Annotated in this window: 10 protein-coding genes; 6 read left to right on the top strand and 4 right to left on the bottom strand. The window is 71.7% G+C overall.

Going from position 1 to position 14,375, the window contains the following annotated elements:
* Positions 1–53: 53 nt before the first annotated feature.
* Positions 54–1,334 carry a sulfate adenylyltransferase subunit 1 gene (locus tag ACFLFB_RS11240; protein WP_392542262.1) on the top strand — a complete coding sequence of 427 codons (1,281 nt, stop codon included), beginning with the start codon at positions 54–56 and terminating at the stop codon, positions 1,332–1,334.
* On the top strand, positions 1,331–2,638 hold the full coding sequence (gene cobA / locus ACFLFB_RS11245; RefSeq protein ID WP_392542263.1) for a uroporphyrinogen-III C-methyltransferase: 1,308 nt from the start codon (positions 1,331–1,333) through the stop codon (positions 2,636–2,638). The genes ACFLFB_RS11240 and cobA overlap by 4 nt, the downstream gene beginning before the upstream one ends.
* Here cobA and ACFLFB_RS11250 read toward each other — a convergent pair.
* Positions 2,628–4,664, bottom strand: a complete 2,037-nt coding sequence (locus ACFLFB_RS11250) for a glycogen debranching N-terminal domain-containing protein (protein ID WP_392542264.1) — start codon at positions 4,662–4,664, stop codon at positions 2,628–2,630. The genes cobA and ACFLFB_RS11250 overlap by 11 nt on opposite strands.
* A gap of 193 nt (positions 4,665–4,857) precedes the next feature.
* On the opposite strand from ACFLFB_RS11250, the gene ACFLFB_RS11255 reads away from it, so the two are divergent.
* The 4 genes from ACFLFB_RS11255 (at position 4,858) to ACFLFB_RS11270 (ending at position 9,317) form a co-directional block, all read left to right on the top strand.
* Complete coding sequence (locus ACFLFB_RS11255) at positions 4,858–5,910, top strand: LacI family DNA-binding transcriptional regulator (protein WP_392542265.1); 1,053 nt, start codon at positions 4,858–4,860, stop codon at positions 5,908–5,910.
* Positions 5,911–5,989: 79 nt separating this feature from the next.
* Positions 5,990–7,237, top strand: a complete 1,248-nt coding sequence (locus ACFLFB_RS11260) for an extracellular solute-binding protein (protein ID WP_392542266.1) — start codon at positions 5,990–5,992, stop codon at positions 7,235–7,237.
* Complete coding sequence (locus tag ACFLFB_RS11265; RefSeq protein ID WP_392542267.1) at positions 7,234–8,373, top strand: carbohydrate ABC transporter permease; 1,140 nt, start codon at positions 7,234–7,236, stop codon at positions 8,371–8,373. The genes ACFLFB_RS11260 and ACFLFB_RS11265 overlap by 4 nt, the downstream gene beginning before the upstream one ends.
* Positions 8,370–9,317 (top strand): carbohydrate ABC transporter permease, encoded by a 948-nt coding sequence (locus tag ACFLFB_RS11270; RefSeq protein WP_392542268.1) that lies wholly within the window; start codon positions 8,370–8,372, stop codon positions 9,315–9,317. Before ACFLFB_RS11265 ends, ACFLFB_RS11270 begins: the two co-directional genes overlap by 4 nt.
* A gap of 118 nt (positions 9,318–9,435) precedes the next feature.
* Here ACFLFB_RS11270 and ACFLFB_RS11275 read toward each other — a convergent pair whose 3' ends face one another.
* The 3 genes from ACFLFB_RS11275 to acnA all read right to left on the bottom strand — a co-directional run bounded on the left by ACFLFB_RS11275 (position 9,436) and on the right by acnA (position 14,284).
* Positions 9,436–10,398, bottom strand: a complete 963-nt coding sequence (locus tag ACFLFB_RS11275) for a hypothetical protein (RefSeq protein WP_392542269.1) — start codon at positions 10,396–10,398, stop codon at positions 9,436–9,438.
* 99 nt (positions 10,399–10,497) lie between these two features.
* Entirely contained in the window at positions 10,498–11,286 is a 789-nt protein-coding gene (locus ACFLFB_RS11280) for a hypothetical protein (protein WP_392542270.1), read from the bottom strand.
* 328 nt (positions 11,287–11,614) lie between these two features.
* Entirely contained in the window at positions 11,615–14,284 is a 2,670-nt protein-coding gene (gene acnA, locus ACFLFB_RS11285) for an aconitate hydratase AcnA (protein ID WP_392542271.1), read from the bottom strand.
* Positions 14,285–14,375: the final 91 nt, after the last annotated feature.

A 14,375-nucleotide genomic window follows, 5' to 3' on the forward strand; every position in this document is an offset into this window, starting at 1 on the left:
TCCGCCCACGCAGAGCGTGGGACCCGGCTCCGATACTTCCCGGGGACCCCGCAATGACGACCCTGTTGCGTCTCGCGACGGCCGGCTCGGTCGATGACGGGAAGTCCACCCTCGTCGGTCGGCTCCTCCACGACTCGAAGTCCGTTCTCGCCGACCAGCTCGACGCCGTCGAGCGGGTCAGCCGCGACCGCGGGCTCACCACCGCCGACCTCGCCCTCCTCACCGACGGGCTGCGCGCCGAGCGCGAGCAGGGCATCACCATCGACGTCGCGTACCGGTACTTCGCCACCGCGAAACGCTCGTTCGTCCTCGCCGACTGCCCCGGCCACGTCCAGTACACCCGCAACACGGTGACCGGCTCGTCCACGGCCGACGCGCTCGTCCTCCTCGTCGACGCGCGCAAGGGTGTGCTCGAGCAGACCCGTCGCCACCTGGCCGTCGCAGCCCTGATGCGCGTGCCGCACGTCGTCATCGCGGTCAACAAGATCGACCTCGTCGACCACAGCGAGGACGTCTTCCGCACCGTCGCCGCCGACGTCCGCGCCATCGCCACCGAGCTCGGCATCCCCGACGCCCACGCCGTCCCGGTGTCGGCGCTCGTCGGCGACAACGTCGTCGACCGCTCGCCCAACACGCCCTGGTACGACGGCCCTTCGCTCCTCGAGCTGCTCGAGACGCTTCCCCCCGACACCGACCCCGGACGCGAGTCGTTCCGGATGCCGGTGCAGCTCGTCATCCGCCCCCAGGGCGCGGCCCGCTCCCCCGAGCACGTCGAGTACCGCGGCTACGCCGGCCAGGTCGCCTCGGGCTCGGTGAGCGTCGGCGACGAGGTCGTCGTGCTGCCCTCAGGCACCCGCACGACGGTGGCCGGCATCGACCTCGGGGAACGCTCGCTCGACGTCGCCGTCGCGTCGCAGTCGGTGACCATCCGCCTCGCCGACGACGTCGACGTCAGCCGCGGCGACCTCATCTGCTCCGCCGCCGACCCGGTCACACTGCGCCAGGAGGTCCAGGCGCTCGCGTGCTGGCTCGCCGACGAGCCCTTGCGCCCGGGTGCTCGCCTGCTCGTCAAGCACGGTTCGAAGTCGGTTCTGGCCATGGTGCGCTCGATCGACGGCCGCCTCGACCTCGACTCGCTGCGCCTCGTGCCCACCGACCGGCTCGAGCTCAACGACATCGGGCGGGTCACCGTCCGCCTGGCGACGCCGCTCCCGGTCGAGGACTACGCGACGTCGCGACGTGGCGGTGCCTTCCTCCTCGTCGACCCCGATGACGGCCGCACCCTCGCGGCCGTGATGGCCGACGCGCCCGCCCCGGGCGAGCACCTGACATGACCCTGCCCGTCGGGCTCGACCTCGACGGCCGCCGCGTCGTCGTCGTCGGTGGCGGCCCGACGGTGGTCCCGGTCGTCCACGACCTGCTCGCTGCCCGCGCGCTCGTCGACCTCGTCGCGCCGTGGGTGTGCGAGGACGTCGCCGCCCTCGCCGTGCGCGACGAGATCGGTTGGCACGGGCGGGAGTACGCGGGTTGCACGGACCTCCTCGACGCGTGGCTCGTCGTCGTCGGCTCCGATGACGTCACCACCGACACCGCGGCCCACACCGACGCCGAGCGGCTGCGAACCTGGTCCGTCGCCGTCCCTGGCACATCCAGCGACACCGCCACCGCCCGGCTCCCCCGCACCACCGTGGCGACCACGCCCGACGGCGCCGTCACCGTTGCCACCCATTCCCCCGACGACCTCCTCGCGCTCGACGTCACCCGCGCTGTCGCCCTGCACCTCGAGACGGGCGGTGTCGACCTGCGCCGCCGCTCCCCCCGCCCCGGCACCGGCTGGGTGGCCCTCGTCGGCGGCGGGCCCGGCACCGACGACCTCCTCACCACCCGGGGCCGCCGCCTCCTCGCCGCGGCCGACGTCGTCGTGGCCGACCGGCTCGCGCCCCGCGCGGTGCTGGCCCACCTGCCCGCCACCGTGCGCGTCATCGACGTCGGCAAGGAGCCAGGCCGGCACACCGTCCCGCAGGAGGCCGTCAACGACCTCCTCGTCGCCGAGGCCCTCGCCGGTCGCGGCGTCGTCCGGCTCAAGGGCGGCGACCCCTACGTGCTCGGCCGTGGCGGCGAGGAACGCCTGGCCTGCGAGGCGCACGGCATCCCCGTGGAGGTCGTGCCCGGCGTGACGAGCGCTGTCGCCGTCCCGGCCGCGGCGGGCATCCCCGTCACGCACCGCGGCGTGGCCCGGGGGTTCACCGTCGTCACCGGCCACGACGAGCTCCCGGCCGTCCCGCCGGGCACCGACCACACCGTCGTCCTGCTCATGGGCGTCGGGCGGCTGGCCCGCTCGGCCGCCGCGCTCCTCGCCGCCGGACGTCCTGCCGACTGCCCGGTCGCCGTCATCGAGCGCGGCCTCCTGCCCGACCAGCGGGTCACGGTCGGCACGCTCGGCGACATCGCCGCCGCGGCCGCGGTAGTGGGCGTCGCCAACCCGGCGGTCGTCGTCATCGGCGACGTCGTCCGCCTCGCCCCCGACTGGGACACGATCGTCCACGAGGTCGAACCCGCGCACAGCGAACGGGCAAGATCGACCTCTTGGTCAGATCCGCTCCGAGGACGGTGGGTCGGGGCGGCCGTCAGCCGATGACGACCTCGATGCCGTCCGGCGCGGACACGGCCACGACCTCGCCGTGGGCGTCGACCGAGACGCCCAGCGGTGCGCCACCGAGCCGCAGGCCCTCGACGGTGAGCGCGCCGAACGGCGCATCCGCCAACGGGGACAGGTGGATCCGGCCCGCGGGGACGTCGGCTCGCAGCCCCAGCAGCACCGAGACGAGCGCGCCGGCGCTGGCCGCGGCCCACGCCTGCGGCCGGCAGCTGGCCGGGTACGGCGCGGGGCGACCGAGCACCGGCTCGGCGCCGTAGAGCTCGGGCCAGCGGTAGCCGCTGGCCGCGGCGACGTCGACGAGCGCCCGCGCCACGGCCGACGCTCCGGCCGCGTTGCCGGTGCGCGCCAGCCCGAGGGCACCGATGGCGCTGTCGTGGGTCCACACCGAACCGGTGTGGTAACCGATCGGGTTGAACGCCGGGTTCGAGCGCGACAGGGTGCTGATGCCGAGCGGGCCGAGGAGGTCGGGCCCGGACAGGGCATGCGCGACGCGTCGCGTCTCGGCCTCGTCGAGCAGCCCGGTGGCCAGGGTGTGGCCGATGTTGCTGCCCAGCCCGTCGACCGGGGCGCCGGAGCCGTCGAGGGCCATGGCGAGCAGGGCGGGGCGGGTCTCGGTGCCCCGCACCCAGAACCGCTCGCGCACCCGGGCCGCGAGCGCGTCGCCCCATGCGCGCCAGGCGGACCCGTCCTCGCCGAGGACGTCCTCGAGCAGAGACGCCGCGCCGTGCGCCGCCTCCACGGCATAGGCCTGCGTCTCGACCAGCGCGATCGGCCCGTCGGCGATGCGGCCGGACGCGTCGCGCATCGAGTCGCCGGAGTCCTTCCAGCCCTGGTTGGCCAGTCCGGCCCCCGACTCGTCGAGGTAGCGCAGGAAGCCGTCGGGGCTCTCGGCCGCGGCCCGCTCGATCCAGCCCAGGGCCGCACGCAGGGCCGGCGCGAGCTCCCGCACGACCTCGGGGTCGAGGCCCCAGCGCCAGGCGTCGTGGAGGACGCAGATCCACAGCGGGGTCGCGTCGACCGTGCCGTAGTAGACCGCGGGGAGGACCATGCCGCCCTCGGGCCCGAACGCGGTGCGGCGCACCTCGTGCGGGATCTTGCCAGGGGCCTGCGCCGTGGCGACGTCGTCGACCGTGCCCTGGCGCCGGGCCAGCGCGCGCAGCGTCCCCCGGGCGAGGTCGGTGCCGAAGGGCAGGGCCAGCCGCGCCGACCACAGGGAGTCTCGACCGAACAGGGTGAGGTACCACGGGGTACCGGCGCCGGCGAAGACGTCGTCGGGGGCCAGGGGGTCGCGCATCGCGAGGTGACGCAGGTCGTCGAGCGCCGACTCCACGGTGCGGTCGAGGCGCGCGTCCTGCGCGGACACACGGATGCCGTCGAGCCCCGCCGAGTCGAACCCGGCCTCGGCGTCGAACGGTGTGGCAGAGGCGCGTTCGGCGCGCACCTCCACGACGAGCTCTACCGTCCCGGCCGGTGGGACCTCGACCTCCCAGCACAGGATGACGCCCTCCGAGCCGGCGAACACCTCGGCACCGGCGCCGGAGACGTGGACGGCGTGGCGGTCGTCGGCCCACGTGGCGCCGTCACCCTCCGCCTCGGCCTCAACGGTGTCGACGGGCTCGACGTCACCCTCCTTGACGTCGTGGAGCTCGGCGCCGTCGCCGGCCAGGCGGAGCTCCACGCGGGTCGACACCGGCTCGCTCCAGCGGTTGCGCACGGTGACCGTCTCGATGAGCCCCCGATCGGCGAGGACGCGGGTGCGCGCGACCTCCACGGTGGGGTCGGGACCCGGGTCGCCGAGGTGCCGCGCGATGCCGAGGGTCTGCGTGGTGCCCCCGGTGCTCGCAGCCGCGATGGGGCTGGGCTCCCGGCCGTCGAGGGTCAGGACGAGGGCGTGGAGGACACGGCGGTCGTCGACGAACAGTCCGGTCGCCTCACCACCGGCTCGGGCGGCGTCGACGTCCCCGCTGCGCACGGACAGGCAGGTGACCGGCCCCCGGACCGCCACCTCGAGCTCGTGGAGCCACGGCTGTCGTGACCGCCCGGGGTCCGGAGCGGGGTCTTGACAGGGCGCGTCGAGGGGATGCACAGTGACGACCATAGCCATTTGATCGTTCAAATCAATGCCTGTCCCGGTTTGAACGTTCACACCATCGTCGGTCGGCTCCCCCGTCCGACGCCGGACGGTCGAGGAGGACCGGATGACGCAACAGTCGCACGGCCCCCGCGTCACCATCCACGACGTCGCCCGCGCGGCCCAGGTGTCCCGCCAGACGGTGAGCAACGCGGTCAACAACCCCGAGCGGCTCAGTCCGGACACCCTCGAACGGGTCCTGGCCGCCATCGACGACCTCGGCTACCACGCATCGAGCTCGGCCCAGTCACTGCGCAGCCGACGCGCCGGCGCCATCGGCCTCGAGCTGCACACCCTGGGGAGCCACAACGCGACCACCGCCCCCGTCCTCACCGCTCTCAGCGTCCGGGCCGCCCAGCACGACTGCCACGTCGTCCCCTTCGGGTCCGACTCCGGCTCACCGATGTTGGAGGGCTACCGGGCGATGTGGGCCCGTCGGCTCGTGGACGCGTTCATCGTCACCGAGACCCACCACGGCGACCCTCGTCCCCCGTGGCTCGAGGCGCGCGGGATCGCGTACGCCTCCTTCGGCAGGGTCTGGGACGACCCCACCTTCACCCGGTGGGTCGACGTCGACGGAGCAGCCGGCACCCGGGCCGCGGTCGAGCACTGCGTGACGGCGGGGTACCGCACCGTGGCCTACCTCGGCTGGCCCGAGGGCTCGGTCGTCGGTGACGACCGCCGGTCCGGCTGGGCCGAGGCCTGCGTCGCCGCCGGTCCGGACGTGCACGGCCCCGAGGCCACTGCCGAGCAGGACCTGGACGCCGCCTTCGCCGCCGCGGGTTCGCTCGTGGACCGACTCGGACCGGGCGACGCGGTCGTCTGCGCGTCCGACGTCCTGGCTCTCGGCGTCCACCAGGTCCTCGTCCGTCGCGGCCTCGAACCAGGGCGCGACATCGGCGTGGTCGGCTTCGACGGCTCGGAGACCGCACGGATGCACCACCTCGCCTCGGTCGCCCAGCCCTTCGACGCGATCGCCGAGGAGTCGCTGCGGCTCGTGCGCGCGGCACTGCACGGCGAGGAAGCCCCGGCGCGCGGCTCGCTCCTCCTGCCCGTGCTCCAGCCGGCCCGGAGCACCGTCCTCCGCGATCCCACTCACCCCCAGACCCCGGTCCCCTGACCTCGACCACGCAGCCGTCCCCAGCCCGAGCAGCACCTAGCACCGTCCAGCAGCGCACCACCCGACGAAGGAGTCACCCATGACGCGCACCACCCGTTCGGCCGCCCTGGCCCTCGCCCTCACCGGCGCCCTCTCGATCAGCGCCTGCGGAGGTGGCGGCGGGTTCGAGGACCAGTCGACCTCCAGCGCGCCCGCCTCGGCGAGCGGGCCCGTTCAGCTCCAGATGCTCATCGCGTCGTCCGGTGACGCCGAGACCGCCGCGGTCAAGGCTGCCGCGGATGCCTGGGCCAAGACCTCCGGGAACACGGTCACCGTCACCGTCGCGAGCGACATGCAGCAGCAGCTCGCCCAGGGCTTCGCCAGCGGCAAGCCGGCCGATGTCTTCTACATGGACGCCTCCCGCTTCGCCGACTACGCCAAGAACGGCAGCCTCTTCCCCTACCAGCTCGACGACAACGACGACTTCTACGAGTCGCTGCGCAAGACCTTCACCTACGAGGGCAAGCAGTACTGCTCCCCCAAGGACTTCTCGACGCTGGGTCTGCAGATCAACACCGACTCATGGACCAAGGCCGGCCTCACCGACGCCGACGTCCCGACGACGTGGGAGGAGCTGGAGGCCGTGTCCAAGAAGCTGACGACCAAGGACCAGGCCGGCCTCGGCATCGGCGTCGGGATCGACCGACTCGGTGCGTTCGTCGTCCAGAGCGGCGGCTGGTGGCTCAAGGACGACGGCACGGCCGCGTCGGCGAACACCCCGGAGGTCACCCAGGCCCTGGAGTACGTCCAGAAGAACGTCAAGGCCGGCAACTTCCAGATGTCGAACCAGCTCGACTCCGGCTGGGGTGGCGAGGCGTTCGGGACCAAGAAGTCCGCGATGACCATCGAGGGGAACTGGATCAAGGGCGCGGCGAAGAACGACTACCCCGACCTCAAGTACAAGACCGTCGAGCTGCCGGCCGGCCCCAAGGGCAAGGGCACCCTGCAGTTCACGCAGTGCTGGGGGATCGCGGCGGACTCCAAGGCGCAGGCGCAGGCCGTCGACCTGGTCAAGGCCATGAGCACGGCGGAGCAGCAGCTGGCCTTCGCCGACGCGTTCGGCGTGATGCCGAGCCGCCAGTCCGCGGCGGAGCAGTACAAGTCGAAGTTCCCCGAGGACGCCCCCTTCATCGCCGGCGGCGAGTACGGCCACGGCCCGATCAACGCGCCGGGCATGGAGCAGGTCGTCGCCGACCTCAACTCCAAGCTGGAGAACTTCGGCGGCGCCAACCTCCCCGACGTCCTGAAGACGTTCGACACCAACGCCGGCGCGGCGCTGGGCAAGTGAGCACCGCCGACTCGGCCGTGGGGTCCGGCACCAGCCGGGCCCCACGGCGGGGGCGCCGGGGCGGTGGACAGCGACAGTCGGTCGCCGGCTGGCTCTTCGTGACCCCGACGCTCGTCATCCTCGGGCTGTTCCTCGTCATCCCGATCATCATGGCGCTGTGGGTGTCCTTCACCGACTGGACCGGTCGGGGGAGCCCCTTCTCGTCCTCGGTCGGCTTCGTCGGGAGCGACAACTACCAGGCACTCCTCACCGAGCAGGGCCTGTCGCGCCAGGACTTCATGATCTCGCTGCGCAACACGTTCTACTACGTGCTCGGTGTCGTCCCCCTGCAGACCGTGATCGCCCTCGTCCTCGCGATCATCGTCAACCAGCGCTTCCTCAAGGGCCGCACGTTCTTCAGGACGGCGTTCTACTTCCCGTCCGTGGTGTCATCCGTCGCCATCTCGCTGGTGTTCCTCTTCCTCTTCACGGGCACGGGTGCCGTCAACCGCTTCCTCGCGATCTTCGGCGTCGACGGGCCCACCTGGTTCTCCGACCCGCGTGGCCTCATCCACCTCGTCGGTGACGCCCTCGGACTGTGGAGCGTCTCGGCTCCCCCAGCGGCGCTGGCCGACACCCGCGTGCTGAGCCTGCCCCTGTGGGAGTGGATCAGCGGCCCGTCGGTCGCCCTGTCGGCGATCATGCTGCAGGTCATCTGGACCACCGCGGGCACCTTCATGCTCATGTTCCTCGCCGCGCTGCAGGACCTCCCCACCGAGGTCGAGGAGGCGGCGCTCGTCGACGGCGCCAACCGTTGGCAGCGCTTCCGCGCCGTCACCGTGCCGCACCTGCGGCCGACGATCCTCCTCGTCGTCACCCTCGGGATCATCGGCACCTGGCAGGTGTTCGACCAGATGTACGTCATGACCCAGGGCGGTCCCGCGAAGACGACCCTGACGCCGGCGTACCTGTCCTACACCGCGGCGTTCCGGCAGCAGCAGTGGGGTGAGGGCGCGGCGATGGCGTTCCTGCTCTTCGTCCTCATCTTCGTCCTCACGACGTTCCAGCGGTTCGTCCTGCGCGACAAGGACGAGGCAGCGCGGCGCAAGGCGGAGCGCGCCCAGAAGCGTGCCGCGCGCGGGAAGGTGGCGGCATGACCCAGACACCCAGTGGCGACTCGCTGGCGCCGGCCGCCCGGGCCGTGGCCACGGCCGACGTCCCCGCCACGCAGGCCCCTCGGCGCCGCTCCGGCGACGACGGCACCACCGTCACCCGCAGTGGGCGCAAGAAGAAGCTCGCCGTCTACACGGCGCTCCTGGCCTTCTCGCTCGTGTACATCTACCCCTTCGTGGTGCAGGTCTCGACGTCCCTGAAGACCAACGGAGATGCCGTCGACAACCCCTTGGGCGTGATCCCCAACCCGTTGACGACCGCTGCCTTCGAGCGGCTGGCCGACACCGACTTCCCGCTCTGGTTCACGAACTCCGTCGTGGTGACGGTGTTCGTCACGCTGGGCCGGGTGTTCTTCAACTCGCTCGCGGGTTACGCGTTGGCCCGGTTGAAGTTCCGCGGTCGTGAGGCCGTCTTCACCGCACTCCTTGCGGTGCTGGCGGTGCCCGGCATCGTGCTGCTCATCCCGAAGTTCCTGGTGCTCAACTACCTCGGGATCTACAACACCTACCCGGCGCTCATCGTGCCCTTGCTCGTCGACGCCGCAGGCGTGTTCATCATGAAGCAGTTCTTCGAGTCGATCCCCCCTTCGGTGGAGGAGGCCGCGCGCATCGACGGCGCGGGCACCTTCCGGATCTTCTGGTCCGTCGTGCTCCCCATGGCCAAGCCGGCCGTGATCACCTTGACGATCCTGGCCTTCCAGGGATCGTGGAACGAGCTGGCCCACTTCATCATCGCCACCAACGACCCCTCGCTGTTCACACTGACGCGCGGCGTCGGGCAGCTGACGTCCGGGGGCCTGGGCTCGGGCAACCAGTACCCGATCTCGATGGCTGCGGCCCTGCTCATGACCATCCCGACGGCCATCGTCTTCGTGGTCTTCCAGCGGTACTTCACCCAAGGAGCGAATGCGGGAGCCGAGAAGGGCTGAGCAGACTGCGTCCGCAGGCAAGCGTTCGTGGACCCGGCGGAGCCGGGGTCGGCGTCTGGTCGCGCCGACCCCGGCCGAGCGGGAGGACGAGTGCGCCCCGCTCGTGGTGTCGCCGAGGTCAGGGAGCGACCACCACCCGTCGCTTCGAGGCGCCGAGCAGGAGCGCCCCGAGCGTGACGAGGAACAGGGCCGCGGCCAGGAGCATCCCGGCCTCGGTACCCGTCTGGGCGAGCGAGGCCGCGGTCACGACCCGCGTCACCGCGCCCGAGGAGAGCGACCCGCTCGTCGAACCGGTCGTGCTCGGGTCGTTCGTCGCGTCGGAGACGACCTCACCGGGCCCGACAGGGTCGGTCGGGTCCACCGGATCGGTGGGCACTCCCCCGCCGGGCGTGGTCGTGCCGCCTCCGGTCGAGGAGTCCCCCACCACCGAGATCGCGTTGCCGCCGACCGTGACCGGAGCCGTCACCGGCGCGGCCACCTGGTTCCCCCCGGCCACCGAGTCCTCACCGTCGGTCGAGGAACCGCCACCGGTCGCGGTACCAGCACCCGGCGACGCCGTCGTGGCGCCGTCCGTGTGCGAGTCCCCCACCACCGAGATCGCGTTGCCGCCGACCGTGACCGGAGCCGTCACCGGCGCGGCCACCTGGTTCCCCCCGGCCACCGAGTCCTCACCGTCGGTCGAGGAGCCCCCGCTCGCCGGTACCGCCGAGTGCCCGCCCGTCGTGGTGGCCTTCTCGCTGCGCGAGTCCCCCACCGCGGAGACGGCGTCGCCGGACACCGTGACCGGCGCCTTGACGCGGATGACGGCCTGGTTGCCGCCGCCGGCCGACTCCTTGCCGGACGTCACCGACGGGTCGTGGGACCCGCTGGATCTTGGGCTCGTCGAGGACGAGCGCGAGCTCGTGGAGTCCCCGAGGACCGAGACGGCGTTGCCCGTCAGGGTCACCGGCGCCTCCACGGTGATGGCGGCCTGGTTGCCGCCGAGGATGCTGTCGACCCCGGTCGTGTCGCCGGCCTGGGCCTGGGCGGAGAAGAAGATGCCTCCTCCGACCACGAGGGCGATCTGGAGCCCTCTGCTCACTGATGCATGCATGGTCGTTCCCTTCCTGGTTGATGCGGTCTGCCCGCGCACGTGCGGGCACTGCTCGGACAGCACCTCCACGGAGGTGCCGGAGCCGCATCAGTCAGGTCGGGAGCCCGGGTCCGCGGCGGGACCGGGGCAGGGAACGGCAACGGCGAGGCGCGCTGCCGCACAGCGGTACTCGGGTCGGACGAGGACCATCGCCAACACCATCATGGCGAGCGAGAGGGCCAGGGTGGACCCCGACGGGCTGCTCGGCACGAGCCCGCTCAGGTCCACGCCGGGCCACGGGACGGCCGGCTCGGGGTCGCTCGGCACCGAGCCGGGGTCGGCGACGCCGACCCCTGCACGGGAACCGAACAGGGGGGCGACCCGCGAGCCGGTCGCCACGGTGGTGTCCCCGACCGCCGGGTGACCGGACTCCGTGACGCGCTCGCCGAGCGAGCCGTCGGTCGGAGCCGGCACGGGGGCCGGGCCACCGGTCCCCGGGTCGAGCCCGGGGACGACGGGGAGGTCGACGCCCGGCAGCTGCGGGGTGTCGACGACGGGGTCGACCGCGTGGGTGACGGTCTCGACCAGGGGACGCACGACGTGCGTCGTGACCGTGGTGGCCACGGTCCGGACGGTGGCCATCACGGCGCGGACGGGAGCCGTGGCGACGTGCCCGACGGGCGCGACGGGCGTCGCGGCCACCGTGCGCTGCACGGCGGAGGCGGCGCCCCCGACGGACTTCTCCACCACCGCGGCCGTCGTCCCGACGGCCGCCTCCACCGGCTCCGGAGCGACTGCGGGAGCGACCCGTTCCACGGTCTGGACGACGTCGGCGAGGAGGCGGTGGTCGTCGGCCTGCGCCGACGTCGACGACGCCAGGACCCAGCCGACCAGCACGAAGGCAGCACCGAGAACCAGCCTGAGAAGGCCGGTGCGGGACGCTGCTGCCCACATGTCGATCCCCCGATCGTCGAACCCGGTTGCAGTCGGGTTCACTCCAGTGGAGCGCAGATCCGGGTGTTTGTAAACCCCTCGGTAACAAATGTTGCGACACCCGAGGGTCGCGGCGTCACTGGGCGTCGCCTCCACCTCACACGCCACTGACCTGCAGATACGCACCAAATCACCTGCGGCACAGAGGGACTCGCGCCATCACCATCATTGACCAGCGACGACGACGCGGCCGCACCCCGGGGGGTGCGACCGCGTCGGAACCCGTCGTGCGTCAGCCGACGAGCGAGCGCAGGACGTACTGGAGGATGCCGCCGTTGCGGTAGTAGTCGGCCTCACCGGGGGTGTCGATCCGGACGACCGCGTCGAACTGCGACGTCGACCCGTCCTCGCGCGTCACCGAGACGGACACCGTCTTCGGCGTCGAGCCCTCGTTGAGTGCCTCGATCCCGGTGAACGAGAACGTCTCCGTGCCCGAGAGGCCGAGGGACTCGGCGTTCTGGCCCTTGGGGTACTGCAGCGGCAGCACGCCCATCCCGATGAGGTTCGAGCGGTGGATGCGCTCGTACGACTCCGCGATGACGGCACGGACGCCGAGCAGCGCGGTGCCCTTGGCTGCCCAGTCGCGCGAGCTGCCCGAGCCGTACTCCTTGCCGGCGAGGACGACGAGCGGGATGCCCGCCTCCTGGTACGCGGCCGACGCGTCGTAGATCGTCGTCTGCTCGCCACCGTCGAGGAAGTTGCGCGTGAAGCCGCCCTCGACACCGTCGAGCAGGAGGTTCTTCAGGCGGATGTTCCCGAAGGTGCCGCGGATCATCACCTCGTGGTTGCCGCGGCGCGAGCCGTAGGAGTTGAAGTCCTTGCGCTCGATGCCGTGGTCGGCGAGGTACCGACCCGCGGGGCTGTCGGCCTTGATGGATCCGGCCGGGCTGATGTGGTCGGTGGTGACCGAGTCGCCGAGCTTGGCGAGCACCCGGGCGCCGCTGATGTCGGTGACCGGCGACGGCTCGAGCTGCATGCCGTCGAAGTACGGGGGCTTGCGCACGTAGGTGGAGTCGGCGTCCCAGTCGAAGGTGTTGCCCTCGGGCGTCGGCAGCGACTGCCAGCGCTCGTCACCCGCGAAGACGTCCGCGTAGTCGGTGGTGAACATCTCCTTGCTGATCGAGCTCGTGATGGTCGACTCGACGTCGTTCGGGGCCGGCCAGATGTCCTTGAGGAAGACGTCGTTTCCGGCCTGGTCCTGCCCGAGCGGCTCGAGGTCGAAGTCGAAGTTCATCGTCCCGGCCAGGGCGTAGGCGATGACGAGCGGCGGGCTCGCGAGGTAGTTCATCTTGACGTCGGGGTTGATGCGACCCTCGAAGTTGCGGTTGCCCGAGAGCACCGAGACGACCGAGAGGTCGTGCTCGTTGACCGCGGCCGAGACGTCCTCCGGGAGCGGGCCCGAGTTGCCGATGCACGTGGTGCAGCCGTAGCCGACGAGGTGGAAGCCGAGCTTCTCGAGGTAGGGCCACATGCCGGCCTTCTCGTAGTAGCCGGTGACGACCTTGGAGCCGGGTGCCATCGAGGTCTTCACCCAGGGGGCGACCGACAGGCCCTTGTCGACGGCGTTCTTCGCGAGCATCGCCGCGGCCATCATCACCGAGGGGTTGGACGTGTTGGTGCACGAGGTGATCGAGGCGATGACGACGGCACCGTCCTTGAGCCCGAACGACCCACCGTCGCGGGCGACCTCGACCTCGCGCAGGTCGCCGTCGACGCCGTAGTTCTTCACGTCGAGCGCGAACTGGCTCTTGGCCTCGGCGACGACGATGCGGTCCTGCGGGCGCTTCGGGCCGGCGATGGACGGCACGACCGTGGACAGGTCGAGCTCGAGGTACTCGCTGTAGCGCGACTCGGGCTGGTCGGGGCCGGCCTGCAGCCACATCCCCTGCTCCTTGGCGTACGCCTCGACGAGCGCGACGGACTCGGCGGACCGACCGGTGAGGCGCAGGTACTCGAGAGTGACGTCATCGATGGGGAACATCGCTGCGGTGGAACCGAACTCGGGGCTCATGTTCCCGATGGTCGCCCGGTTCGCCAGCGGGACCGCGGAGACGCCCTCGCCGTAGAACTCGACGAACTTGCCCACGACACCGTGCTTGCGCAGCATCTCGGTGATGGTGAGGACGACGTCGGTGGCGGTGGCGCCGGCCGGGATCGCGCCCGAGAGCTTGAAGCCGACGACGCGCGGGATGAGCATCGACACGGGCTGGCCGAGCATGGCCGCCTCGGCCTCGATGCCGCCGACGCCCCAGCCGAGGACGCCGAGTCCGTTGACCATCGTCGTGTGCGAGTCGGTGCCGACGCAGGTGTCCGGGTAGGCGACGCCGTCGCGGACCATGACGGTGCGCGCGAGGTGCTCGAGGTTGACCTGGTGGACGATGCCGGTGCCCGGCGGGACGACCTTGAAGTCGTCGAACGCGGTCTGGCCCCAGCGCAGGAACTTGTAGCGCTCCTCGTTGCGCTGGTACTCGATCTCGACGTTGCGCTCGAAGGCGTCGGCGCGGCCGAAGACGTCGATGATCACCGAGTGGTCGATGACGAGCTCGGCCGGGGCGAGCGGGTTGATCTGGCTCGCGTCGCCCCCGAGCTCGGCGACGGCCTCACGCATCGTGGCGAGGTCGACGACGCAGGGGACGCCGGTGAAGTCCTGCATGATGACGCGCGCCGGCGTGAACTGGATCTCGGTGTCGGGCTCGGCGTCGGCGTCCCAGGAGCCGATGGCGCGGATCTGGTCGGCGGTGATGTTCGCGCCGTCCTCGGTCCGCAGCAGGTTCTCGAGGAGGACCTTGAGGCTGTAGGGCAGCGTCGCGCTGCCCTCGACCGCCGCCAGGCGGTAGATCTCGTAGGACTGGTCACCCACCTCGAGCGTGCCGTGGGCGTCGAAGCTGTTCGTGCTGGCCACCGGGGCTCCCTTCAGGTCGTGCGTCGTCGCGCGATCCTCGATTTATCTTGATGTCAAGATATCTAACCACACGAGACCGGTCGCGTCGAGC

It is taken from the genome of Oryzobacter telluris (assembly GCF_043099285.1).
GTDB lineage: Bacteria > Actinomycetota > Actinomycetes > Actinomycetales > Dermatophilaceae > Oryzobacter > Oryzobacter telluris.